The following is a 24,572-nucleotide window of genomic DNA, read 5'->3' as shown; positions in this document are numbered from 1 at the left end:
TATCAAACACCCCAAAAACTGTGGGAGGGGGCTTGCCCCCGATAGCAGAGTGTCAGCCAGCCTCTTCATGACTGGCCCACAGCTATCGGGGGCAAGCCCTCTCCCACATTTTGATCTCGTTTTATCTGGAGATTAATGGTGTTTCAGCAACTTGGCTTCCAGGTGATCCAGGTGCTGGGTCATCAGGGCCACTGCGGTGCTTGAGTCGCGTTGCTCCACCGCATCCACAATCGCCTCATGCTCCTGCCACGCGCAATACGTGCAGGCTTTCGTTTCGTACTGGGCAATGATCAGCGACGTCAACGGCACCAGGCTGTTGAGAAACTGCGCCAGTGGCCCATTCCCGGCAATGGCCGCCAAATTCAGGTGAAACTCCCCCGACAAGCGAATCGCCGGCCCACGCAGGTCCCGTTCGATGCCGTCACGCTCGCGTGCGATCAATTCGCGCAACTGCCGGATTTGCATCGGCGTGGCTTGGGCGCAGGCCAGTTGCACCACGGTGATTTCGGTCAGTCGCCGCGCTTCCAGGATCTGCCGTGTTTGCTGCGCGTCCGGCGCCGCCACCTGGGCGCGTTGGTTGGGGCGCAGGATGATCACTTGTTGATGGGAAAGCTTGGCCAGCACGCGACGAATCACACTGCGGCTGACGCCAAAGGTTTCGCCCAGGCCCTCTTCGGTAAAGCGGCTGGAGGGGGCGATGCGTTGTTCGAGGATGGCGTCGAACAGCCGTGGGTAGATGTCATCCACCGAGGTTTTTTTAGCGCCCACCAGGCGCATGCTGGGCAGGGCAGTGACAAGGGGGGCACGTTGCAAGGCGTGGGCGGTCATGGCCGGTCTCCAAAAAAATCAACTGCCCAGATGGTCGTCCGGGATGTTCAAGCGAATGCCCATGCGCAGGCCTTCCTGGAGGATGTGCCGGCGCATTTCGGCACTGGCCAGGGCGCTGTTCTTGTTGCGGATGGCGCGTACTACGGCTTCGTTTTCCTGAAGGCGTTCGGCCAGGTGCTCGGGGGAATTGCGCAGCACCTGGGCGCTTTGCTTGAGGGCGTTGCTGGTTTGTTGCACCACGTTCTGGAAGATCGGGTTGGAGGTGAGCGCAAACAGTTCTTCGTGAAAATCGAGGTAGGCGTTCATGCCGGCTTCGGCATCCCCGGCGTCGAGGGCTTCGCGCATGTCCATCAGGGTCAGGCGCAGTTGGCCGACTTCCTTGCTGCTGATGGACTGGGCCACCAGGCCGACGATGAAAGGTTCGAGGGTGTAGCGCAGTTGCAGGATGTCTTCGAGGCTGGCGTCGGCCACAGCGTCGCTCGATTGCGGTTCGCTGATGCTGGTTTCCAGCACGACCACGCCTTTGCCGGGCATGGAGCGCACCAGGCCGAGGGTTTCCAGCACAATCACGGCCTCGCGCAGGCTGGGGCGGCTGATGCCCATCTGTTCGGCCAGTTCACGCTGACCGGGCAACATTTCGCCCCGGCGCCACTGACCCCGCGCCAAGGCGGCGCGGAGTTTTTCTACGACTGAATTGACGACGGTTGAGGTGCTGATCACGTCGTGCGCTCCTTAAAAATGAATAATCCCTGCACTGTAGGAGCGAGCTTGCTCGCGAAAAACTTCAAGTCACCGCGTGCATCCAGAATGCCCGCGTTATCGTTGACGATCTTCGCGAGCAAGCTCGCTCCTACAGTGGAAGGCGTTAGCGTTCTAGAATTCCTGATGCGCTGGCACTACCGGCTTTTTAGCCTGGAAGGCATAACCCTGCTGGCCGTCCAGCACTTTGTTGGCGCGCTGGATGTCGATGTCTTTTTCCCAGCGGGCGATGGCCACGGTGGCGACGCAGTTGCCGATCAGGTTGGTTAACGCACGGCCGATGCCCATGAACCAGTCCACCGCCAATACCAGCACCAGGCCGACCACCGGAATCGCCGGGATGGCCGTAAGGGTGGCCGCCAGAATCACCAGCGCCGAGCCGGGAATCCCATGGGCGCCCTTGGAGGTGATCAGCGACACCAGCAAGATCGTCAGCAGGTCGGTCATCGACAGTGGCGTGCCGGTGGCGTTGGCGATAAACACGATGGCCAGGGTCAGGTAGATCGAGAAACCGTCGAGGTTGAACGAATACCCGGTCGGAATCACCAGGCCCACGGTGGAGCTGCCAATGCCCAGGTGTTCGAGTTTGCGCATGACCTGCGGCAGCACCGCGTCGGAGGAGGCGGTGCCCATCACGATCAGCAGCTCTTCACGCAGGTACTTGAGCAACGGCAACATGCGCAGGCCCGACAGGCGCATCACCAGGCCGAGGATCAGCGCGACAAACGCAAAGCAGGTCAGGTAGAACAGGCCCACCAGGCTGCCCAGGTGTTGCAGGGAGTCCAGCCCGTAGGTGCTGGTGGTGAAGGCGATCGCGCCAAACACGCCGATCGGCGCCAGGCGCACGATCATGCCCATGATGCGGAAAATCACGTGGCTCAGTTCATTGATCAGCCGAGTGATGCCGGAAGCCGCTTCGCCCACCAGGTTCAACGCGCTGCCGAACAACACCGAAAACAGCAGCACTTGCAGCACATTGTTATCGGCAAAGGCGCCAATCACCGAGTTGGGGATCAGGTCCATCAGGAACTGGCTGGTGCCCTTGATGTGCTGGCCCTTGTCGGCCAGTTCATGCAGGCCCGCGGAGGAGAGCTGTTCCAGGTGGATATTGGCTCCCGTGCCGATGCCGGTGCTGAAGGCCATGACCAGGCCGATCACCAGGGCAACCGTGGTCAGCACTTCAAAGTAGATCACCGACTTGAGGCCGATGCGCCCGACTTTCTTCAAGTCACCGGCGCCGGAGATACCGCTGACCACCACGCAGAACACGATCAGGCCGATCAGCATCTTGATCAGCTTGATAAAGCCGTCACCCAGGGGTTTGAGTTGCGAGGAGAATTCGGGAAGGGCAAGGCCGCAGGCGATGCCGAGCATCAGGCCAATCACGACTTGCAGGAAAATCGAACGCGAGCACCATCTGAGCATGGGAGGGATCTCTATTCGGTGCCCCGGTGGTTCCAGGGCTTAATTGTTGTGGTCATACCGGTAAGTCCAGTGCGTCGCCAGTCTAGGCCAGGTATTTTTGAAATAACAAGTCATTCTTCGTCGGTTGACAGGTCCCGGTCTGACCAGTTGGTCGTGGAGGGCGGCGCTTGAGCGGTTGGCCGCGTGGAAATTTTTTCGCTTATCATCCGCGACCTGGCATGTGAGGTGATGGATGGATACACCAGGACTGAGCACCGATGAGACCGGACAGGTCTACTGCACCTGGCGCACGGCGGCGCCGGAATACCCTCGATACCACGACCGCGAGTGGGGCGTGCCGGTGGCGGATGATGTTCAGCTGTACGAGAAGATTTGCCTGGAAGGCTTTCAGGCGGGCATGGCGTGGATCACCATCCTGCGCAAGCGTGAGCAGTTTCGGGTGGCGTTCGAGGGCTTTGATTTTCGCCGGGTGGCGCAGTACGGCGCGGCGGATATCGAGCGCTTGATGCAAGATCCGGGCATCGTGCGTAATCGGGCGAAGATCGTTTCCACGATCAACAATGCACGCCGGGCGTGTGAGCTGGTGGACGAGACCGGCTCGCTGGCGCAGTGGTTGTGGGCGTTCGAACCCGGCCCTGAAGAGCGTCCGGCAGTGGTGGACCTGGCCTACTGGACCGGCAATCCGACTTCACCCGCCTCGGTGCGCTTATCCAAGGCCTTGAAGAAACGCGGCTGGACGTTTGTGGGCCCGACCACGATGTATGCGCTGATGCAGGCGATGGGGATGGTCAACGATCACCTTGATGGGTGTGCGTGCCGCCCAAAGATCGAAGAATTGCGCCGCCAGTTCAAACGCCCGTGAGCCACAGACAAACCGCAGTTAAAAAATGTGGGAGGGGCTTGCCCCCGATGAGGGAGTGTCAGTCACTTATTTGTTAACTGACCCAGCGCTATCGGGGGCAAGCCCCCTCCCACATTTGGATCTGCATACATCAGGTCGATCTGAGTCTGCTTTTGCTCTGGCTTTGGCTGCCTTGGAACCGACCAGAGTTGTGCCTGGTGTACTCGGTAAAAAATGTGGGAGGGGGCTTGCCCCCGATGAGGGAGTGTCAGTGGATGCATCTATGGCTGACCCACTGCTATCGGGGGCAAGTCGAATCGTCGCACCGCCCCTCCCACATTTAGCACCCCACCCAAACTTCTGATTGGGGGGGCGGCTGATTATTTTGGAAGAGGGGTCAGCACTTCGGCCTTGTCGTCCAGCACTATCACCACCAGCAACCTGGCCGGCTGGGTCTGGCTGGCATTGCTGGATTCAAAGTGTCGCGAGCCGGCCGGCTCGTAGAACGATTCGCCGACCTTGTAGGTTTTCGCTTTCTCATCATTGACCCGCGAAGTGATCGCGCCTTCGAGCACGTAGGCCACGGCCGTGCCCGTGTGGCTATGGGGCACGGTGGCTTGGCCGGGGGCGTAGTCCACGGTGAGCATGAGGGTTTTCTTGCCGGGCACATTGGTCAGCGCGTGTTCTTGCAGGACCTTGATCGATTCCTGGTTGTACACGGGCTCGTGGGCAAAGGCGCTGAGCGAGGCGAGCATCAGGGTGGTGGCGAGCAGGCGTTTCATGGCGACGTTTCCGAGAAGTTCGAGACCTGCCCACCGTACGCCGGGTTTTTCGCGCGACCAATGACCAATCCGGTGGAAAACCCCTTAGCCAATCTGCTGGAGGATATCGCGCACCTTGTCCAGCGCCGGGTCGATGTCGAGGGTCTCGATGGCCCCAAACCCGATGATCAGGCCCGGACGCACCGGCGTGTCGTGGAAGAACACGTCCAGCGGGTACAGGCCGACTTCCACCTGGCGCGCCAATTCCATCAGCAACGGGATATTCACCGGTACTTTGCACAACGCCGCCATATGGAACCCGGCGACGGTGGGCACCGCTTCGAACCACGGCGCAAGGTCGCCCGCCAGGCGTTGCAAAATGCGCTCGCGGCGCCCGGCGTACACGGTGTGGCAGCGGCGAATATGCTTGAGCAAATAGCCTTCGCTGATGAACTTGGCCAGCGCCCATTGCGGCAATGTGGAGCTGTGCTGGTCGGTCAATTGCTTGGCCTTGAGCACCGCACCGTAGATCGCCGGGGGCAGCACCGCATAACCCAGGCGCAGCTCGGGCAGCAGGGTTTTGGAGAAGGTGCCGACGTAGGTGACCACGCCACGGGTGTCCAGGCTTTGCAGGGAATCGGTGGGGCGGCCTTCGTAGCGGAACTCGCTGTCGTAGTCATCCTCGATGATGATCGCCCCCAGCTCGAATGCGCGTGCCAGCAAGGCTTCGCGACGTGCCAGGCTCATGGGCATGCCGAGTGGGAATTGGTGCGACGGCGTGACGTAGATCAGTCGTGTGCCATCGGGGATCCGGTCGACCTGGATGCCTTGTTCATCGACGGGAACGCCAATGACCAAAGCCCCCATCGCCATGAACAATTGACGCGCGGGGCTGTAGCCGGGGTCTTCCATGGCGACGATGCTGCCCGGTTCCAGCACCACACGGGCGATCAGGTCCAACGCCTGTTGCGCACCGTTGGTGACCACGATGTCGCTGTCGCGGCATTTGACCCCACGGGAAAACGCGATATGCCCGGCAATGGCGCTGCGCAGGGCCGGCAACCCTTCGGGCTGGCTGTAGAACCCGCTGTCCTGGGCGATGCGTCGCAACGCGTCCTGGGTGCAACGCCGCCATTCATCCTGGGGGAATTGGTTGCGGCTGGTGGCGCCGCCGATAAATTCACAGCGCAACGTGCTGTCGCGAGTGGGGTGGCGCATGGGCGAAGGCAGTGACTGCCACTTTTTCAGGTTGGCGGCGCAGGCCAGGTCGGTAGCGGTTTGCAGGCGCTCGGTCTGCGGCGTAGGGGCGTTGACGAAGGTGCCGCGGCCAGTCTTGCCGACCAGCAGGCCTTCGTAGGTCAGGGTGGCGTAGGTGTCGGATACGGTCTTGCGTGATACCCCCAGTTGTTCGGCGAGCAAGCGGCTGGGCGGCAGTTGCGCGCCGGCGGCCAGGCGCCCGGAGACAATGGCTTCGTGCAACTGCTGGTACAGCTGTTCGGCCAGATCCTTGCGGCCATTGATGATGACGTGCAGTTCCATGTTTCATCCCGGGGTCTTCGTTCTGTGCCAAGGTTACTCGCTCGCGAGGCGCGCTCAAAATGGTCCCTGGGTAAACCGTCGAATTGGCTATAGGGCTTATACCGTGAGGGTTCTAGGCTGAGGTGTCATTGCCCGAGAACTGCCCCATGGAATCCCGTCTGGACTACTACACCGCGTCACCACAAGCGCTCAAGGGCATGTTGCTGCTGGAGGCGAACACCTTTGGCCTGTCCATCGAGCGGCCGCTGCTGGAACTCATCAAGATCCGCGTTTCGCAGCTCAACCACTGCGGCTTTTGCACCGATATGCATTCGATGGCGGCGCGTCAGCGCGGCGAGACGGAGCGACGTTTGTTCGCGCTGTGCGTATGGCGTGACTCGCCGTTCTTTACGCCGCGGGAGAAGGCGGCATTGGCCTGGTGCGAATCGGTGGCGATGCTGCCGACTTCCAGTGTTTCAGACGAACTCTTCAGCGCCGTGCGCGTGGAGTTCAGCGAGCAGGAACTGGTGGACCTGACCATGGCGGTATCCAGCATCAGTGGCTGGAACCGCTTAGCGGTGAGTTTTCGCCAGCAACCGCCGAACGCTTGATCGGGATATTCACCAGCGCTCTACGTATACACCTCAGGTTCATGCCTCAACACTTCAGTATCGACGCAGTGCGCGCACAGGGTGTTCGCGTTGATAACGACGAAGCGTTCTTCGTCAGTGACTGGAGTGCCGTAATGGAAGAATTGCAGGACGAAGGCGCGTCTGCCTTACAGCTGCGTCAAAAGACCTTGATGGATCTGGATGCAGCATGGGGATCGATGCGTATCGGTGAGATCTCGGTTGGCCGTGTGGCCCTGGATAATATGGGCGCGCGCGTGGAGGGCGCGGACCTTGACGTGGCGCGGTATCGTGTCAAGGAAGCTGATCAGGCATTGATCGATCAGATCACGTTTTCTGCTGTGCACCTTAAGGACTATCTGGCGTCCGCCAGCAGTGCAACCTGTGACCAGGCCACCGCCGCACTGTTTGAACTGGCGTCATTACGTTCGGATTGGGCGCCCGCTATGTTGAGCACGCCTGATGTTTCGGACGGGGCGATTGTCAAGCTCGATCGACTGCTGCGGCGGGTACAGGACGTCAACCTCAACGACGTGGGTGCCATGGAAAGCCTGCCCGGCTGGGCCGATAAGCTTAGAAGCGGGAGTGCCCAAACCTTGGGAGCCGGGCTGCAGCTCTACGGTTTTTACAGTGCCATTCGAGGAATAGGCGAAGCGCTCAGAACGGGGGATGCGGGCGAGCTGTTGTTCGAGGGCAGCGCCTTTTCCGCAGAAATGACGTCCCTCGGCGTGGAGTTGGCGCTGGAGCGTATCGGCCAGAAAATGATGAGCGCCGGCCATACGGTTTATCGCGGGTTCTGTGCATCACGCGCGGGATTGCTGTTACGCCGTGGTGCTGGATTGATCGCCTCGGTATTGACCGTGCCGTTTGACCTTGCCCAGGCGGGCATTGCGCTTTCAAACGCGCTGAAAGCAGAAGGCAAACAGGCGCAGGATCTCTACGTCGAGGCCGGTTTCAGTCTCGTCAGCGCAACCCTCAGTCTTGCACTGGGCGTCTCGGCGTTGGCCGGCTTCAGCGCGACCGGGCCCGTAGGCCTTATCGCCGCAGCGGTGCTGATTGTCGGTACCCGGATTTATGCCGCGTGCCGGGTGGTGGATGATATCGATGATTACATCGAGTTGAGCACCCATGAGCGCCTGCGCAGCGGCTGGTTCGCGTTTACCGGTATTGACTTGGATGAAGGCGTACTCGATCGCTACACGACCAGCCGCGCGCGCACTGTATACGCAGAAAGCCTCAAGGCCCAAGCCAGGGCATTGCTTGGCGGTGAGATGAAGAACAGTGTGCAGGCCATCGTCAATGGCACGTTCGAGGTCCACCTGCAGACGATACGGCACTGGAAACATCAATGGGATGAGCAGGCGGGTGAGGCCCCCCACACGTTGGTCCGTGAACCGGTCATCCACGAGGTGGATGACCACTTCGATGCGACCAAGGAAGGGGCCGTCGATTTATTGCCCGAGGCCACCTGGGGGACGAAGGGGCCCGAAAAAGGTGTGCTCTGGCTGCTGGGTGGCGGGGATGACACGGTGTTGGGGGTGCCCACCCGCCCGAACCACTTTCGCTACAGCGGTGGCCGCAAGTACCTGGTGGGCGGCAGCCAGGACGACGAATTCATGTTCGAGGTACCGCCGGATACTTTTTCTGGCGCAGAAGGGCGGGTGCCGATCTCGGTGTTGGTGGGCGGTACCGGGGCTGACACCCTGAGCTTTCTCGGCGAGGCGACATGGCCGCGTGCAGCAGGCTTCAACGTCAACCTGGGGGCGGGCAGCGTGACATTGATGACCGACAATGGCCGAGACGGTCTCAAGTGCATGGGGTTGTGGAGCATTGAGAATGTTGCGTCCCTTGCCGGCGCTTCCAGCGTGATTACCGGCAGTAACGAGGCCAACCGTATTGTCTTGAAGGGGGAGCACGACAAGGCCCACGCAATGGCCGGAGACGACCAGTTGTTGATACAGCGGGGCAGTGCCAGGGTGAATGGCGGTCCAGGCGCCGACTACTTCGAGATTCTTGAGAGCGCCAAGGATGTCGTCATCGAGGAGGACGGCCAGCAGCGGAGCCTCATCATGCTCAACTGGCCCTTCAGCCGGATTCAACGCTGGTGGATCTCGGGCAACGCTCTGAAGGTGGAGTCTACCCTGGGGCTGGACGGTGAACTGCCAGGCCCTTGTGTCGGAATCGAAAATGTCTACACGCTGCGTGAGGGTAAACGCCATCTGGTCAACGAACTTTTCAGCTTTCTCACGCAGGACGGCTATCGAATAACGCCCTTGTTGCCTGAAGCGTTGGAACCGACCGGGGAGCCGCAAGTGAGCATGGAAGTGCTGGCGCCTCCCGGACCCAGGATCTCCCCGATTATTCTGGGCCCCGGTCAGTCGGTTGCCTTGGCGGCAGGCACGTCCAGTTACTTTGTCAGTCGCGGCCACGGGATGACGGCCATTGATGCCCATGCAAGCCAGGAGCAGGACCGATGCTGTGTGTATGTGGACTATGACAACCAGGAATTGGCAGGGGTGTATACCACCTATCATGTGGCCACGCGACGCGTGAGCAACTTCGACTACCTGGATTACACGGGCGCGAAGATAAAGTTTGAGTGGGCTGATGGCCGCACGCTTTATCTGGACGAATACGCGGCGCAATCCTCAGCGACGTGGACGAGCGTGGGCGGTTCATTGCAAGCGTCAGCCTTGAAGTTGAAGGCTGAGTTCGTCGTGGTGATGCGTGATGGTGTTTCGTACCGGCTATTACCGCCGGTGCAGTCTTACGTCGGTGATTTCGCCACTCCAGGTTATAGAATCAAGGACGGAATGGCTTCGTTGAACCTGAGGCACGGGCATTACCCGTTCTTGAGGCCGCGCACGCCTAAAAGCATAAATCTGACCGCTCACTCACAACGGGTGCACCTGGGCGCGGCGCCTCAGCTGGCAACCTGTGTGCTATGCGGACGGGGCGGGGTATACGAAATCTATCTGACGTCCTGGGCGACCGTTGAACTATCGACACCGCAGGCGCTGAGTAAAGAGTCCGATGCATCGACCTGGGACTTCTTTTGTACAGCGCTGGCGGAAGATATTCAGCTCGACAGCATTGTTGTCAGCCCTGGCCACATCAAGGTGGGCAGCGTGTCGATTAGGGTCCCCAAGTATGACGACCCCGACGTTCCCTTGGAAAACATCCGGATTCATTCAAAGGACGGCGGACGTTTCGACGTCAGGCTGGACCTTGGCAAGGTGTATCTCGCCAGGGTCGCCGCTTCGGGCAATAGTTCGATTGCGCAACTGTTGAAGGCCTTGCGTCACTGCCGACAAAGAGCCGCAGTGTTTACGCCACGCGTTAACGTGACGGGCATCGGCATGGCCGATGGGACAACGGGCACTGTTTATTACGACGTCATGGCTGATTGCTGGAGATTGGACGCTGACAGGCATCGGCAGGTATCCAGTGATGAGCTGGCTGTTTCAACTTGAATCCATAAGCTGCCGAGGTGGTTCTTCCGGGCGGCTGAACAACATAGTCTAAGGACATTCTATGAAGCAATTTACTTCCCCTTCCGTGCAACCGGTAGCAGGGCGCCCGGTCGATCGACCCAGTGGCGCGGCACCCAGTGCGCGTACTGCGTTTCCTGTCGTTGACTTCGCTGGCGGGCCCCTGCCGCCTGAAGCGATACCCGTGCGCAACAGGCCAGCCGCAGCTGTTCCGAGCGCGACTTATCAGCGCATTACCGATCTGCCGACGACCCCCGCCGTAACCCGAGACGCTATTTTTGCCCCCGACGGTGACCCCATACCCGCACCTGATCCAGCGACTGGATTGCGTGAATATGAATCGCGCAATTACCTGAACCTGGATGACGGGACGACCGTTCTGGCGGTGCGTGATCCGCAGACCGGGGAATGGCGTGAAAGAGCGCCGGATTCACGCTTGCCACGAGGTCCTGCACTTCACCGGGTGCCGCAGACGAACACCTGGCGCAGTCATTCTGCGGCCAGTTCGTCTTCTTCTTCCCCGAGCCTCAGTCATAGCTCATCGGCATCGTCATTGAGCCACAGTGCTTCGTCTTCCTCGCTTACCGCCACACCGAGCCCTGTGAGCTTGTCGGCGACCCTGCGTATTGATCCGGTATGGAATCTGGGGCTCTACACGTTGCCGGTGAGTCCGGCCCCCGCCGACACCCTGACGTTCTCCGGCAAGAGAGCCTTCATGATCGGGGCTGAGCAATATTTTATGGATGCCAATTTTGGCAACCCATCAGGTGCTGTACCGAATGCGCGACCCCATCTGTTTTCTGTGGGGGCGGGAGGCAATCTGGTAAGCGCCGGGCGTATCGAACGGGATGGCTTGTTCAGGTTAAACGACAACCGACATTATTTGCCGGTGGGCACAGGCTTTTGCACAGTGAACTTCGATAGCGCATGGCTGCGTTGGAAGGTGGTAGATGCAGGCGGTCATGGCAGGGCAGAGATTTTAATTGAAATGGGTGGCGCGCCCGATAGCTGGGTGCCGATGCTGGCTGTTGATCAACTCTCGGATCTTTTTCAATCGGTCCGGAATATCAAAGGTTATGCCGGGCATGTGGGGGCGGTCGATCTGAGTAATAGCAGTATCGACCAGTGGGTTTATCGCTATATGCAGGGCTACTTGCGTCAAATAGTCGGGTTTTGCGAGCCGGCTATCCGCAGTGCGCCAACGGCGCAAAAAGGGGCGCTGATCGATGCCTATATCTGGCGCAATGGTTACCCGTATGACTGTCTGGCTTCCATCTGCAGCGCATTGGAAAACCGCCGCCCATTGCCTCCGGGGATGCCGATATTCGATGCGTTTCAAGGTTTGGGCACGGTCAGGTGCTCAAAAGACGGTAACTTCAATGTGGCGCGTATCAGCCGAACGATGCAACTGCACTATCCCGATAGAAGGCGCTCGTTGGCCGAAGAGGCGTTACTTGAGACGTGGCGGGAAAAAGACGCTGCCCGGGACAACAAGCGCAAGGGCGAAGTGAACGAAGCCATGTATGAGGCCCGGTTGACGGAAGATGGCTATACGGTACTTCCCGGCGGAACCTACGGAGGTGGGCAGAATGGCTTTGATCGGGTGTTTGAAGGCCCGGCAGGCGATATCTACATTCTGGAAGCCAAGCATGTCAGTTATACCTCCGCCGGCGAGCTTGCCAACGTCAGCCTGGGAGGGACGACAAGCTCACGTCAAATGACCGACAGTTGGGTGCGGCAAGTGCTGGCGTTATCCCAACCCGGTACGCTGGCGGCCAAGCGCGTTTCCGACGCGTTGAGGCGTGGCCAGTTATTCAAGTTATTAGGTGCGACGTCCAAGGATGGCAAACTTGTCATGTTCAAGATTGATATGAGTCCCGTGGACTTCTAGTCCTGCCGGCATGCCTGGGAGCAAGCGCCCTTGCTCCCAGGCACGTGTTCAGGACAGGAAGCCGCCATCCACATTCAGCGACACGCCCGTAGTGTAGCTCGATGCATCGCTGGCCAGGTACAGCACGGCGCCGGCCATCTCGCTTGGGTCGGCCACGCGCTTGAGCGGGATCTGCGCCAGGGCCATTTTCAGGATCGCGTCGTTCTTCACCAGCGCCGAGGCGAACTTGGTATCGGTCAGGCCCGGTAGCAGGGCGTTGCAGCGAATGCCGAATTCGGCGCATTCCTTGGCGAACACCTTGGTCATGTTGATCACGGCGGCCTTGGTTACCGAGTAGATGCCCTGGAACACGCCCGGCGAAATGCCGTTGATCGACGCCACGTTGATGATGCTGCCGCCGCCGTTCTCGCGCATCAGCTTGCCGGCTTCCACCGACATGAAGAAGTAGCCGCGAATGTTCACGTCAACGGTCTTCTGGAAGGCCCCGAGGTCGGTGTCCAGTACGTTGCAGAACTGCGGGTTGGTCGCGGCGTTGTTGACCAGGATGTCCAGGCGCCCGAACTGCTCGCGGATGCCGGCGAACACCTGGGTGATCTGCTCCATTTCGCCAATGTGGCAGGCGACTGCGGTGGCCTTGCCGCCGTCGGCGATGATCGCGTCCGCCACGTGCTGGCAGCCTTCGAGCTTGCGGCTGGACACAATCACATGGGCGCCTTGCTGGGCCAACAACTTGGCGATGGCTTCACCGATGCCACGGCTGGCGCCGGACACAAAAGCAATCTTGCCATCGAGGTCGAACAGGTGGGTCTTGGACATGGGGACTCCTTGTTATAGGCGATCAGAGCGCGGATTTGCCGATGACATTCAGGCTCATCTGCTCCAGCAGCGTGTTCATTTGGATGAATTGCGCAAAGCGTTTGTCCTGGGTCTGGCCATGGAAAAAGCGGTAGTAGATCTGCTGCACGATGCCGGCGAGGCGGAACAGGCCGTAGGTGTAGTAGAAGTCGAAGTTGTCGATCTCAAGGCCCGAGCGCTCGGCGTAGTAGTCGACAAACTGGCGACGGGTGAGCATGCCGGGGGCGTTACTCGGCTGGCGGCGCATCCGTTGCACGGGCGCCGGGTCGGCGGCTTCGATCCAGTAGGCGAGGGTGTTGCCCAGGTCCATCAGCGGGTCGCCCAGGGTGGTCAGTTCCCAATCCAGCACGCCGATGATCTGCATCGGGTTGTGCGGGTCGAGGATCACGTTATCGAAGCGGTAGTCGTTGTGCACGATGCTGGAGGTCGGGTGGTCGGCCGGCATCTTGTCGTTAAGCCAGGCGCGCACGGCCTCCCAGCGCGGAGCGTCGGGGGTCAGGGCTTTTTCATAGCGGTCGCTCCAGCCACGAATCTGCCGCGCCACATAGCCTTCGGGCTTGCCCAGGTCGGCCAGGCCACAGGCGGCGTAGTCCACCTGGTGCAGCTCGACGAACTTGTCGATAAAGCTTTTGCACAAGGCTTCGGTCTTGGTCGCGTCCAGGCCCAGCTCGGCCGGCAGGTCGGAGCGCAGGATGATGCCGTTGACACGCTCCATCACGTAGAACTCGGCGCCGATCACCGACTCGTCGGTGCAATGCACGTAGGCCTTGGGGCAATACGGGAAGCCATCCTTGAGCTGGTTGAGAATGCGGTATTCACGGCCCATGTCGTGGGCGGACTTGGCCTTGTGGCCGAAGGGCGGGCGACGCAGGACGAATTCCTGGCCAGGGTATTCCAGCAGATAGGTCAGGTTGGACGCACCGCCGGGGAACTGACTGATGGTGGGCGTGCCGCTCAGGCCAGGGATGTGGGCCTTGAGGTAGGGATCGATCAGGCTGGCATCAAGTTCTTCGCCTGGGCGAATCTGGGTCGATTGGTCGTTCAGCGCCATGCTTATCCCTTCTGCTTATTATAAAGGCCTTGGACTATTTCCTAATCTAATGCGCACAGCCGCCCAACGACAAGGTCGGGGCGGCTTAATAGGTTAGCGTGTTGGATGATGATCAGCGTGCCTGATCGGTCATTTATTGGGCTGCGGCAAGGTCACTGGCGTCAGTACCGGTCGGCCGGCGAAGAATTCCACCAGGTTGTCAGCCACCCGCTGCACGGTGTCGTGGGCCGCTTCCGGCGACAGGCCGGCCACGTGGGAGGTCAGCACGGTATTGCCGAGGCGCTTGAGGGCATCCGGGACCTTGGGTTCATCGTCGAAGACGTCCAGTGCCGCGCCGCCGATACGGCGCTGTTCAAGGGCGGCAATCAGATCGGCGGTCACCACCACACTGCCACGCCCGACATTGACCAGGTAGCCGTTGGGGCCCAGCGCATCCAAGGCGATGCGATCGATCAGATGGCGAGTTCCGGCGCCACCGGGTGTGGCCAGGATCAGGAAGTCCGAGGTGCGCGCCAGTTCCACCGCGCTGGCGCAGTAGGTGTAGTCCACGTCATCGCGCGGCTGGCGATTGTGGTAACTCACCTGCATGTCGAACCCCAGGGCGGCACGCTTGGCGATCTCCAGGCCCACGGCGCCGAGCCCGAGAATGCCCAGTTGCTTGCCGCCCAGGGAAGGGCGCATCACCTTGGGCCATTCACTGCGCCGCACCGCCGCGTCCGTCTGCGGAATGCCGCGCACCAGCGACAGCAGCAAGGCCATGGCGTGGTCGGCCACCGACGGTGCGTTCACCCCGGCACCGTTGGTGACCACAATCCCGCGGTTGCTCGCCGCCTGCAGGTCCACGTGTTCGTAGCCGGCGCCGATCACGCAAATGATCTCCAGCAACGGCAGCGCGGCGATTTCCTCGGCATACAGCCCCAGCGGGCCACGGGTCAGCACGGCCTTGATCTGCCCGCCGTGGGTCTTGATGGCCTGGGCGCGTTCGGCGGGCGTCGGTGCCAGGATCACATGAAAGTCGTTGCTCTCGATGATTTGCAGGTATTCGTTGATGGTTTCAACCAGAACCAGAACAGTGGTGGTCATCGGAAGGCTCTTCCTGAAGGGTTTGAGGGCATGAGTATGCGGGATTTGCAGGACGGCGCGTTTTGTCTGGATGGAAAAATTACTGTAGGCGCGAGCTTGTTCGCGAAAAACCTGGTGGGAGGGGCCGTCAGGTTTCGCGTGATAGCGTTTACGATTGTCGCAAGCAAGCTCGCTCCTATAGGGTTTGTATTGTCAGAACGCTATCTCGGTCGCTCTCACCCGTTTTACAAATGCCCCCGCCAACGTTGCATTGTGATGCTCGATGATTTCCTGGGCCGACAGTGTCGGGGTGTCCATGCAGGTATGTCCGTCTTCGGGCAGTAGCACCGAGAACCCCAGTTCTGCCGCCACCCGGCAGGTGGTGTCGATACAGAACTGGGTTTTCATCCCCACGATCACCAGTTGATTGACCTGTGCAGCGTGCAGTTGCTGCGCCAGGTCCGTGCCCAGGAAGCAACTGGGGCGGGTTTTATTGAACAGGTGGTCGCGCGCTTCATCGACATCCAGCGCGGGCCATACCTGCCAAGGCGGGCTGCCCGCTTCGATGGGGGAGCCCGCAGGGCCGGTGTGGCGGGCCACGAAGATCGGAGCGCCGGCATTGCGGGCGGCTTGGATCAGGTGGTTGATGGTGCCCAGTACGCGTTCGCGCTCGAAGGGTTTGTCCGGGCCATCGTACAAGCCGGTTTGCATATCGATGATCAGTAGGGCGTCAGTCATTGTAGTGCTCCTGGTGGTGGCCGGAGGACGGAGCAATAAAAAGGCCCCGTCCATTGCTGGCGGGGCCTTGGGTTGATTCTGTGTGTGGCTAGTTCAAGCACCCACGGCAACCGCACGACCCGCCTTGAGCGGTCGTGGTGGTGGTACGGGTGAGGCATTGCTGAGTCAGGTTCATGCCCCGATCATGCTGGGATGGACGTGGGGCTGTCAACGGGCAGTCATTGCGTGCGCCAGGCTGCTGCCGTGCGACGCTCATTCACAAGACAGGTATGTGGCCCCAATAGAATTGTGCACGGCCGGATTATCCTGCGTCACGCCAGAGCCCTTTAAAACCGCCGCCTGTAGCCGCCCCTGCGCGTCTGCGTCGCATAACCGTTCCTCAGCTAAGTCTTTGCTTCTTCAGGAGAATCCCGGACAATCGCGCCCCTGTTATGGCTGGGGCGCTGCCTGTCAGGTTTTTCTGACTCGTCCCGGCTGTGGAAATGCGGAGATCCGACCGGATGAATGATCAGGCCAATAGCGTCGACGAACGCTATGCAACGACACCTGCAACCCTCACAAACTGGAGCCACCAGGACACCACTTGGATGCTCGGTCTGTTCGGCACCGCCATTGGCGCCGGCACCTTGTTCTTGCCGATCAACGCGGGCCTGGGGGGCTTCTGGCCGCTGGTGATCCTGGCGCTGCTGGCCTTCCCGATGACGTTCTTTGCCCACCGTGGCCTGACCCGTTTCGTCTTGTCCGGCCGCGAAGGCTCCGACATTACCGATGTGGTCGAAGAGCACTTCGGCGTCAAGGCCGGTGCCCTGATCACCTTGCTGTACTTCTTCGCAATTTTCCCGATCCTGCTGATCTACAGCGTGGCGTTGACCAACACCGTCAGCAGTTTCATGGAGCACCAGTTGCATATCATGCCGCCGCCCCGGGCGATCCTGGCATTCGTGCTGATCCTCGGCCTGCTGGCAGTGGTTCGCTGCGGTGAGCAGGTGATCGTCAAGGCCATGAGCCTGATGGTGTATCCGTTTATCGTCGCCTTGCTGTTCCTGGCGGTGTACCTGATCCCCCATTGGACCGGCGGCATTCTCAGCACGGCAAGCGTGGTCCCGGCACCGTCGGCTTTGCTCAATACCCTGTGGCTGGCGATTCCGGTGATGGTGTTCTCGTTCAACCACTCGCCGATCATCTCGGCCTTTGCGGTGGACCAGAAGCGCCAGTACGGCGCCCATGCCGATGAGCGCAGCTCGCAGATCCTGTCCCGTGCGCACCTGTTGATGGTGGTGATGGTGCTGTTTTTCGTGTTCAGCTGCGTGCTGACCCTGTCGCCGGCACAGCTGGCTGAAGCGAAGGCGCAAAACCTGTCGATCCTGTCGTACCTGGCCAACCACTTCGACAACCCGACCATCGCCTTCGCGGCGCCGTTGATTGCGTTCGTGGCGATTGCCAAGTCGTTCCTGGGCCACTACATCGGTGCCAGCGAAGGCTTGAAAGGCCTGGTGGTCAAGAGCGGCCGCCGCCCTGCAGCCAAGACCCTGGACCGCATGACCGCCGCCTTCATGCTGGTGGTGTGCTGGATGGTGGCCACGCTCAACCCCAGCATCCTCGGCATGATCGAGACCCTGGGGGGGCCGATCATTGCGTCGATCCTGTTCCTGATGCCGATGTATGCGATCCGCAAGGTGCCGGCCATGGCCAAGTACCGTGGGCAGGCGTCCAACGTATTCGTCACGGCCGTCGGCCTGGTGGCGATTACCGCGCTGATTTACTCGCTGCTGTCCTGACACCCGGCTGTACCCCACAAGGCCGATTCGCGCACACCGCGAATCGGCTTTTTTTTGCGCGTGCAAAACCTGACGGGGCTCAACCACGACACGCCAATGAGCGCTAAGCTGGAGCACGTTTTTGCCAGGAGGAGTGGGGCCGCTTGAAAACTGCAACCGAGACGCCCGTTGTCATACCGCCGAATCGCACCCAGGACATTCTCGCCGGCTTATCCATTGCCGGTTTGCTGCTGCCGGAAGCGGTGGCCTATTCCAGCATTGCCGCACTGCCACCCCAGGCCGGGGTGATTGCCTTGTTTGCCGGGCTGGTGTGCTACGGCCTGTTTGGCAGCAGCCGCTTTGCGATTGTCTCGGCCACCTCATCGTCGGCGGCGGTGCTGGCGGCGGCCACGGCCAGCCTGGCCGGTGACGACCCGGCGCTGAGGCTTTCCCTGGCCTTTGGGCTGGTGCTGATCATTGGGGTATTTTTTCTCCTGGCCGGGCTGTTCAAGCTCGGCGGCGTCACCTCGTTCATCGCCAAGCCGGTGTTGCGCGGCTTTGCCTTCGGCCTGGCGTTGACCATCATCCTCAAGCAAGTGGCCAATGTGGTGGGCGTCCATCTCACCGATAACAACCTGATCCGCTTCCTGCCGCAACTGCTCGAACAGTTGCCACGCTGGAACTGGCCCGCCGCGCTGGTGGCGGCGGCGGCGTTGCTGGTGTTGCGGCTGTGCGCACGCTTGCCACGGGTGCCCGGTGGCCTGGTGGTCGTGGTGCTGGGCATCGTGGCCGGGCAGTTACTGGGCCTGCAGGCCCAGGGCGTGGCGCTGATCGGCATGATCGACCTGCGCCTGGAACTCGGGCATTTGCCGGTACTGCCGTTTGCCGACTGGTTGCGCCTGGGCGAACTGGCATTTGCCTTGGTGATGATTTTGTACGCAGAGTCCTACGGCTCCATCAGCTCATTCGCCCTCAAGCATGGCGACCGAGTGTCATCCAACCGTGATTTGCTGGCGCTGGGGGCGGCCAACCTGGTGTCGGGGTTGTTCCACGGCATGCCGGCGGGGGCCGGGTATTCGGCGACCTCGGCCAATGAGGCGGCCGGCGCCTATTCACGGTTCGCGGGGATCGTTGCGGCGCTGGTGATATTGGTGATCGTGCTGACGGTGCTGCCGTATGTGGCGCTGACGCCGGAGCCGGTGCTCGCGGCGGTAGTCATCTATGCCTTGGGGCGTGGTTTGAGCCTGCAGCCCCTGGGGCGCTATTTCCTGTGGCGACGCGATCGCTTGCTGGTGGTCTGCGCGGTGGCGGCAGTGCTGGTGCTGGGTGTGCTGGATGGCTTGTTGCTCGCCGTGGCGATCAGCGTGATGTTGATGTTGCGCCAGATGTCCTCAGCGGACATCCAGGTGCTCGGGCGCCTGGGTGACAGTCATGATTTTGTCGATCGCCAGCACCATGCCGATGCTGTGGAAGTGCCAGGCGTGCTGATCGTGCGGCCCAGTGAAGCGCTGTTTTTCGCGAACGCCGAGCGCATCCTGGGGGCGGCCTTGCGCCTGATGCGCCAGGCACCCGTTCAGGCGGTGGTACTGAGCCTGGAAGAGTCGCCCGACCTCGATGGCACCAGTATCGAAGCGCTGGCGGTGTTTTTTGCCCAGGTGCGGGGGGAGGGCAAGCGCCTGGTGCTGGCCCGTGTGCGGCATGATGCCCGCGAGGTGTTGCAGGTACTGCCTGAAGCGTTGGCGCCGCATGTACTGCTCAGCGGCTTGAGTGTCGACGACGCGGTGCAGTTGGCGCGTGAGGCGAGCAACGCGTGACGCAGGCATGGTGTGGGAGGGCTTGCGCGTAGTGTGGGAGGGGGCTTGCTCCCGATAGCGGTGAATCAGTCACTGGAGCTATTGACTGAACTACCGCTATTGGGGCAAGCCCCCTCCCACAGTATTCCAGGCACAAAAAAACGCCGCGTACCTTGCGATACGCGGCGTCCTTTACATCAACACACCTTAGGCTTGAATCACCGGGATGTTGGCGCTTGCTGCGATTTTGCGGAACTCGGCGATCTGGTCGAAGTTCAGGTAGCGGTAGACGTCACTGGCCATGGTGTCCAGTTTCGCTGCGTAGCCCATGTACTCTTCGACGGTCGGCAGGCGACCGAGGGTGGAGGCCACTGCCGCCAGCTCAGCCGACGCCAGGTAGACGTTCGCGCCATCACCCAGACGGTTCGGGAAGTTACGGGTGGAGGTCGATACGACGGTCGAGTTCGGCTCTACACGTGCCTGGTTACCCATGCACAGCGAGCAGCCCGGCATTTCCATGCGCGCTCCAGCCTTGCCGTAGATGCCGTAGTAGCCTTCTTCGGTCAGCTGGTGAGCGTCCATCTTGGTCGGCGGCGACAGCCACAGACGAGTTGGCAGCTGACCCTTGACCTGCTCCAGCAGCTTACCGGCAGCACGGAAGTGACCGATGTTGGTCATGCACGAACCGATGAACACTTCGTCGATCTTCTCGCCGGCAACGCTGGACAGCAGACGGGCGTCGTCCGGGTCGTTCGGTGCGCAGAGGATCGGCTCGTTGATTTCGGCCAGGTCGATCTCGATGACTTCGGCGTATTCCGCGTCGGCATCGGCTTCCATCAGTTCCGGGTTGGCAACCCAGGCTTCCATCGCTTGGGCGCGACGTTCCAGGGTGCGTGCGTCGCCGTAGCCTTCACCGATCATCCAGCGCAGCAGGGTGATGTTGGAGTTCAGGTATTCGGTGACGGATTCTTTCGACAGCTTGATGGTGCAACCGGCAGCCGAACGTTCGGCCGAGGCGTCGGACAGCTCGAAAGCCTGCTCCAGCGTCAGGTCGTTCAGGCCTTCGATTTCCAGGATGCGGCCGGAGAAGGCGTTTTTCTTGCCTTTCTTCTCTACGGTCAGCAGGCCAGCCTGGATCGCGTAGTAAGGAATGGCATGAACCAGGTCACGCAGGGTGATGCCAGGTTTCATTTTGCCTTTGAAGCGCACCAGGATCGATTCCGGCATGTCCAGTGGCATAACGCCAGTGGCTGCGGCGAACGCGACCAGACCGGAACCGGCCGGGAACGAGATGCCCATCGGGAAACGGGTGTGGGAGTCACCACCGGTGCCGACGGTATCCGGCAGCAGCATGCGGTTCAGCCAGCTGTGGATGATGCCGTCGCCTGGACGCAGCGATACACCGCCACGGGTCATGATGAAGTCAGGCAGGGTGTGGTGGGTGGTCACGTCGATCGGCTTTGGATAAGCCGCGGTGTGGCAGAAGGATTGCATCACCAGGTCGGTCGAGAAGCCCAGGCACGCCAGGTCTTTCAGTTCGTCACGGGTCATCGGACCGGTGGTGTCCTGGGAACCCACGGTGGTCATCTTCGGTTCGCAGTAAGTCCCTGGGCGAACGCCTTTGCCTTCCGGCAGGCCGCACGCCTTGCCGACCATTTTCTGGGCCAGGGTGAAACCCTTGCCAGTGTCGACCGGTGCTTCAGGCAGCTTGAACAGGTCGGTAGGGCCCAGACCCAGCTCGGCGCGAGCCTTGTCGGTCAGGCCACGGCCGATGATCAGCGGGATACGGCCGCCGGCGCGAACTTCGTCCAACAGGACCGGGGTCTTCATTTCGAAGGTGGTCAGGACTTCGTCGGTGCCGTGTTTGCAGACTTTGCCAGCATGCGGGTACAGGTCGATCACGTCGCCCATGTTCATGTTGGTGACGTCGAATTCGATCGGCAGTGCGCCGGCATCTTCCATGGTGTTGTAGAAGATTGGAGCGATCTTGCTGCCGAAGCAGAAGCCGCCGGCGCGCTTGTTCGGCACGTAAGGAACGTCGTCGCCGAAGAACCACAGTACCGAGTTGGTCGCGGATTTACGCGAAGAACCGGTACCGACCACGTCACCGACGTAGGCGATCGGGAAGCCTTGACCGCGCATTTCTTCGATCTGCTTCATCGGGCCGGTCTTGCCTTGCTCGTCCGGCACAATGCCTTCGCGCGCCATTTTCAGCATGGCCAGGGCGTGCAGCGGGATATCAGGGCGGGACCAGGCGTCCGGGGCAGGGGACAGGTCGTCGGTGTTGGTTTCGCCGGTGACCTTGAATACGCGCAGGCTGATCTTGTCGGCCAGGGTCGGGCGGTTCTTGAACCACTCGCCGTCGGCCCAGGACTGGATCACGGCTTTGGCGTGTTCGTTGCCGTTGCGGGCTTTCTCGGCCACGTCGTGGAACGCATCGAACATCAGCAGGGTGTGCTTGAGTTGGGCGGCGGCGACAGGTGCCAGCTCGGCGTCGTCCAGCAGCTCGACCAACGTCACGATGTTGTAGCCGCCTTGCATGGTGCCGAGCAGTTCAACAGCGCGTTTCTTGTCGATCAGGGGAGAAGTGGCTTCGCCCTTGGCCAGGGCAGACAGGAAACCGGCCTTGACGTAGGCAGCTTCGTCAACGCCTGGTGGAATGCGGTTGGTGATCAGGTCAACGAGGAGTTCTTCTTCGCCAGCCGGAGGATTCTTCAGCAGCTCGACCAGGCCTGCGGTTTGTTCGGCGTTAAGCGGCTGGGGAACGATACCCAGTGCTGCACGCTCTTCGATATGTTTGCGGTAGGCTTCAAGCACAGTTATTACCCTCATCAGTGGTCCCACGGGACGCTCATCCAGAAATGAACGGCACGCATGCGCTCGGGGGCTTTTTGGGCCGCAAAGCCAGCGCTGCCGGCATTCCTCACAGAAGCTGCTTTCAAAGTTTTACGCCTGCAGAACGGAGCTGATGAGGGTTGGCGCTGGGACTACCTACCGGGTAATCACCATCGCCAACACCGTTCTGAAGGAACGACTGTGCTCGTGACGCTTTGAAAACAGCTTCCAGCGGATTGTTTGGCGCCTTACAAGGCCGGATGATTCTACGGCAAAAAATTTCTAAAGGTAAGTTGCCTGACTAAGTTTGCTGGGTGATCAACCTTAGACAAAGGGCTAACATGGCGCACTGTTTCGCTGATTTGTGTGTTGCCACCCATGTCCAATCAAACCATCAAGACCCCCTGCGTAGGCCTGTGCTCAACGGTTTACGGCGATCTCGTGTGCCGCGGCTGCAAGCGCTTCCACCACGAAGTGATCCAATGGAATGGGTATAACGAAGAGCAAAAACGCGCCGTATGGCTAAGGCTTGAGCAACTGCTGGTACAGGTGATGGCCGGCAAGCTGGAGGTTTTCGACCCCAAGACCCTGCGTGGGCAACTGGAGCAACGCAAGATTCGCTTTGTGCCGCACCAGTCCGAGTACTGCTGGGCGTACCAGTTGATTGCCCGTGGGGCGCGGGTGATCAACAACCTGGAGGCTTATGGCATGGTGCTGCTGCCGGAGTTTCGCGACTGGGCGCTCCCAGAGCTGCGCGATGCCATCGACCGTGAGTTCTTCATCCTGTCCGAGGCGCACTACCAGCGCTATATCGCGCCGGCGTTCCTGAGGGATGCGCTCGCCGACTGACAACACAAATCCAAATGTGGGAGGGGGCTTGCCCCCGATGAGGGAGTCAGCTCAAACAGCTGTGACTGACACACCGCCATCGGGGGCAAGCCCCCTCCCACAGGGGACCGCGTTGCATCAAAGGGGTAGAAGAACCCCAGCGGATTGATGTCGTAGCTCACCAGCAGGCTCTTGGGATGGGGGTGCGAATGCTACTTTCGAACGAGTGCGGGCACTGCATTAATCGCGAACATACGGGGGCAACATGTGGGAGGGGGCTTGCCCTAATGCCATTCAGTTAAGCGTACATCGCCTTCTGTAGGAGCGAGGGGGACGCCTAGTTCTTGCTCGCGAAAAACGTCAACGATAACGCGTGTTTCCTGAATGAACGCGGCGCCTGTGAGTTCTTCGCGAGCAAGCTCGCTCCTACAAAAAAGCCTTAACTGAACGGCATTAGGGCTTGCCCCCTCCCACATTGGATCTCGGTTGCCTTCGAGGATCAGCGTCAGGCCGTGGTTGCGAGTTCTTCCAGTTGGTCCATCAACGCCTGCGGCTTGAGCACCAGCACGTCACTCTCCAGCGCATCCAGCACCACTTCGGCGGTGTTGCCGATCAGCGCTCCGGAAATCCCGGTGCGTGCGACAGTGCCGATGATCGTCACCGCGGCCTGGAGCGCGTGCGCCGTATGCGGGATCAGCACATCTGCCGGGCCTTCCTTGATATGAAGGTGCGCGTCATCCACGTCGAATTCGGCCTGGAACGCCTGGCATTGCTCGCGATAGCGCGCCTCGATGGTTTCCTTGAGCTGGAAGGTCGGATCCGCCGCCGACAGCATGGGCGACGGATGGGCGCTGATCACATGCAGTTGGGCCTTGGCCAGGCTGGCGATATCAAAACCGTGGTCAATGATCGAGTGGTGCAGTGCGCGGTGTTCGACATCGCTGTTGCCCACGTCGATGGCCGCGAGGATTACGCCGTCGGCCCACGGCGTCGAGGTCTTGACCAGCAGGACCGGCGTCGGGCAATAGCGCAGCAGCTTCCAGTCCGCGGGCGTCAGCAGGGCCTTTTTCAACGGGCTGTCGGGATAGTGCTGCTTGATCACCAGCCCACAGCCTTCGGCCTGCTGCACGTCGATGATGGTTTTGTGCAGGCTGTCATTCCAGGCTTGCTCGGTGGTGACGCTATAGCCGTCACCCTGCAAACCGGTCTTGAGCAGGCTCAAGAGCGCCGAATGCTCGTGTTTCCTGTCGCAGACCAGCAAGTGCAGGTGCGCGTCGGTGACCCCGGCGATCAGCTTGGCGCGCTTGAGGGCCAGGCTTTCCGAATGCTCGGGCTCGATGACCACCAGGATGCTGCGGATAGCTTGCATGGTCGGGATCTCCAGAAAAGGGGCGTTAGACAACTATAGTTGCTGCTCGCCAGCCGTCATGTTGATGCACATCAAGGCCAGTGGCTGGTGGTCTGCGGCGTGGTCGGTATAATCGGCGCCCTTTTGTGACCCTTTGCCCGT

The 24,572-nt window shown here is 60.7% G+C and carries 18 protein-coding genes and 1 pseudogene; 7 read left to right on the top strand and 12 right to left on the bottom strand.

The genetic code is table 11. The features are described 5' to 3' along the window. Nucleotides 1-132 precede the first annotated feature (132 nt). From QU606_RS21435 to QU606_RS21420, 4 genes and pseudogenes are all read right to left on the bottom strand, one after another. A complete protein-coding gene (locus QU606_RS21435; protein ID WP_069076312.1) occupies nt 133-828 on the bottom strand; it encodes a GntR family transcriptional regulator in 696 nt (231 codons plus the stop codon). Nucleotides 829-846: 18 nt separating this feature from the next. Further along, entirely contained in the window at nt 847-1,548 is a 702-nt protein-coding gene (locus tag QU606_RS21430; RefSeq protein WP_024075905.1) for a FadR/GntR family transcriptional regulator, read from the bottom strand. A gap of 32 nt (nt 1,549-1,580) precedes the next feature. Further along, a pseudogene (locus tag QU606_RS21425) lies at nt 1,581-1,670 on the bottom strand (outer membrane lipoprotein carrier protein LolA); the annotation flags it as partial. A gap of 31 nt (nt 1,671-1,701) precedes the next feature. After that, nucleotides 1,702-3,027 carry a C4-dicarboxylate transporter DctA gene (locus tag QU606_RS21420; protein ID WP_304998644.1) on the bottom strand — a complete coding sequence of 442 codons (1,326 nt, stop codon included), beginning with the start codon at nt 3,025-3,027 and terminating at the stop codon, nt 1,702-1,704. Between the two features lie 217 nt (nt 3,028-3,244). Between QU606_RS21420 and QU606_RS21415 the strand changes: the two genes are divergently transcribed. Continuing rightward, nucleotides 3,245-3,874 (top strand): DNA-3-methyladenine glycosylase I, encoded by a 630-nt coding sequence (locus QU606_RS21415; RefSeq protein ID WP_102624351.1) that lies wholly within the window; start codon nt 3,245-3,247, stop codon nt 3,872-3,874. Between the two features lie 359 nt (nt 3,875-4,233). On the opposite strand, the gene QU606_RS21410 is transcribed toward QU606_RS21415, so the two are convergent. Then, the gene (locus QU606_RS21410) at nt 4,234-4,635 is read right to left on the bottom strand and encodes a cupin domain-containing protein (RefSeq protein ID WP_069076310.1); all 402 of its coding nucleotides are present in this window, start codon (nt 4,633-4,635) and stop codon (nt 4,234-4,236) included. 84 nt (nt 4,636-4,719) lie between these two features. Further along, on the bottom strand, nt 4,720-6,153 hold the full coding sequence (locus tag QU606_RS21405) for a PLP-dependent aminotransferase family protein (RefSeq protein WP_304997488.1): 1,434 nt from the start codon (nt 6,151-6,153) through the stop codon (nt 4,720-4,722). A gap of 146 nt (nt 6,154-6,299) precedes the next feature. Here QU606_RS21405 and QU606_RS21400 point away from each other — a divergent pair, with 146 nt between their 5' ends. From QU606_RS21400 to QU606_RS21390, 3 genes are all read left to right on the top strand, one after another. After that, the gene (locus QU606_RS21400; protein WP_024075899.1) at nt 6,300-6,743 is read left to right on the top strand and encodes a carboxymuconolactone decarboxylase family protein; all 444 of its coding nucleotides are present in this window, start codon (nt 6,300-6,302) and stop codon (nt 6,741-6,743) included. A gap of 134 nt (nt 6,744-6,877) precedes the next feature. Further along, nucleotides 6,878-10,234 (top strand): hypothetical protein, encoded by a 3,357-nt coding sequence (locus tag QU606_RS21395; protein WP_304997487.1) that lies wholly within the window; start codon nt 6,878-6,880, stop codon nt 10,232-10,234. A 61-nt stretch (nt 10,235-10,295) separates the two neighbouring features. Further along, nucleotides 10,296-12,143, top strand: coding sequence for a hypothetical protein (locus QU606_RS21390; protein WP_304997486.1), 1,848 nt, complete (start codon nt 10,296-10,298; stop codon nt 12,141-12,143). 48 nt (nt 12,144-12,191) lie between these two features. Here the strand turns inward: QU606_RS21390 and QU606_RS21385 are convergent, their stop codons facing one another. The 4 genes from QU606_RS21385 to QU606_RS21370 form a co-directional block, all read right to left on the bottom strand. Further along, entirely contained in the window at nt 12,192-12,959 is a 768-nt protein-coding gene (locus tag QU606_RS21385; protein ID WP_024075896.1) for an SDR family oxidoreductase, read from the bottom strand. A 22-nt stretch (nt 12,960-12,981) separates the two neighbouring features. Further along, nucleotides 12,982-14,049, bottom strand: coding sequence for a phosphotransferase family protein (locus QU606_RS21380; protein ID WP_150295057.1), 1,068 nt, complete (start codon nt 14,047-14,049; stop codon nt 12,982-12,984). 129 nt (nt 14,050-14,178) lie between these two features. After that, a complete protein-coding gene (locus QU606_RS21375; RefSeq protein WP_304997485.1) occupies nt 14,179-15,132 on the bottom strand; it encodes a 2-hydroxyacid dehydrogenase in 954 nt (317 codons plus the stop codon). A gap of 192 nt (nt 15,133-15,324) precedes the next feature. Then, the gene (locus QU606_RS21370; RefSeq protein WP_069076305.1) at nt 15,325-15,849 is read right to left on the bottom strand and encodes a cysteine hydrolase family protein; all 525 of its coding nucleotides are present in this window, start codon (nt 15,847-15,849) and stop codon (nt 15,325-15,327) included. Between the two features lie 500 nt (nt 15,850-16,349). Between QU606_RS21370 and QU606_RS21365 the strand changes: the two genes are divergently transcribed. Beyond that, nucleotides 16,350-17,627 (top strand): serine/threonine transporter, encoded by a 1,278-nt coding sequence (locus QU606_RS21365; RefSeq protein ID WP_024075893.1) that lies wholly within the window; start codon nt 16,350-16,352, stop codon nt 17,625-17,627. A gap of 143 nt (nt 17,628-17,770) precedes the next feature. Further along, complete coding sequence (locus tag QU606_RS21360) at nt 17,771-19,420, top strand: SulP family inorganic anion transporter (protein ID WP_150295051.1); 1,650 nt, start codon at nt 17,771-17,773, stop codon at nt 19,418-19,420. Between the two features lie 186 nt (nt 19,421-19,606). Here QU606_RS21360 and acnB read toward each other — a convergent pair whose 3' ends face one another. Continuing rightward, entirely contained in the window at nt 19,607-22,216 is a 2,610-nt protein-coding gene (gene acnB, locus QU606_RS21355; RefSeq protein WP_069076303.1) for a bifunctional aconitate hydratase 2/2-methylisocitrate dehydratase, read from the bottom strand. 396 nt (nt 22,217-22,612) lie between these two features. Between acnB and QU606_RS21350 the strand changes: the two genes are divergently transcribed. Continuing rightward, the gene (locus tag QU606_RS21350) at nt 22,613-23,083 is read left to right on the top strand and encodes a DUF1289 domain-containing protein (protein ID WP_150295049.1); all 471 of its coding nucleotides are present in this window, start codon (nt 22,613-22,615) and stop codon (nt 23,081-23,083) included. Nucleotides 23,084-23,567: 484 nt separating this feature from the next. Here the strand turns inward: QU606_RS21350 and QU606_RS21345 are convergent, their stop codons facing one another. Further along, entirely contained in the window at nt 23,568-24,431 is an 864-nt protein-coding gene (locus QU606_RS21345; protein ID WP_024075889.1) for a universal stress protein, read from the bottom strand. Nucleotides 24,432-24,572: the final 141 nt, after the last annotated feature.

Origin of the sequence: Pseudomonas sp. OVF7 (assembly GCF_030644265.1) — a bacterium.
GTDB classification, from domain to species: Bacteria; Pseudomonadota; Gammaproteobacteria; order Pseudomonadales; family Pseudomonadaceae; genus Aquipseudomonas; species Aquipseudomonas gorinensis.
Note: the sequence above shows the minus strand (reverse complement) of the source record. Positions and strands in the feature narration are given on the sequence as shown.

Bases quoted from the DNA above. Each gene is read 5' to 3' on its own strand.
- QU606_RS21435 (WP_069076312.1), bottom strand. From the start codon at position 828: ATGACCGCCCACGCCTTGCAACGTGCCCCCCTTGTCACTGCCCTGCCC.
- QU606_RS21415 (WP_102624351.1), top strand. From the start codon at position 3,245: ATGGATACACCAGGACTGAGCACCGATGAGACCGGACAGGTCTACTGC.
- QU606_RS21410 (WP_069076310.1), bottom strand. From the start codon at position 4,635: ATGAAACGCCTGCTCGCCACCACCCTGATGCTCGCCTCGCTCAGCGCC.
- QU606_RS21405 (WP_304997488.1), bottom strand. From the start codon at position 6,153: ATGGAACTGCACGTCATCATCAATGGCCGCAAGGATCTGGCCGAACAG.
- QU606_RS21400 (WP_024075899.1), top strand. From the start codon at position 6,300: ATGGAATCCCGTCTGGACTACTACACCGCGTCACCACAAGCGCTCAAG.
- QU606_RS21395 (WP_304997487.1), top strand. From the start codon at position 6,878: ATGGAAGAATTGCAGGACGAAGGCGCGTCTGCCTTACAGCTGCGTCAA.
- QU606_RS21390 (WP_304997486.1), top strand. From the start codon at position 10,296: ATGAAGCAATTTACTTCCCCTTCCGTGCAACCGGTAGCAGGGCGCCCG.
- QU606_RS21385 (WP_024075896.1), bottom strand. From the start codon at position 12,959: ATGTCCAAGACCCACCTGTTCGACCTCGATGGCAAGATTGCTTTTGTG.
- QU606_RS21380 (WP_150295057.1), bottom strand. From the start codon at position 14,049: ATGGCGCTGAACGACCAATCGACCCAGATTCGCCCAGGCGAAGAACTT.
- QU606_RS21375 (WP_304997485.1), bottom strand. From the start codon at position 15,132: ATGACCACCACTGTTCTGGTTCTGGTTGAAACCATCAACGAATACCTG.
- QU606_RS21370 (WP_069076305.1), bottom strand. From the start codon at position 15,849: ATGACTGACGCCCTACTGATCATCGATATGCAAACCGGCTTGTACGAT.
- QU606_RS21365 (WP_024075893.1), top strand. From the start codon at position 16,350: ATGAATGATCAGGCCAATAGCGTCGACGAACGCTATGCAACGACACCT.
- QU606_RS21350 (WP_150295049.1), top strand. From the start codon at position 22,613: ATGTCCAATCAAACCATCAAGACCCCCTGCGTAGGCCTGTGCTCAACG.
- QU606_RS21345 (WP_024075889.1), bottom strand. From the start codon at position 24,431: ATGCAAGCTATCCGCAGCATCCTGGTGGTCATCGAGCCCGAGCATTCG.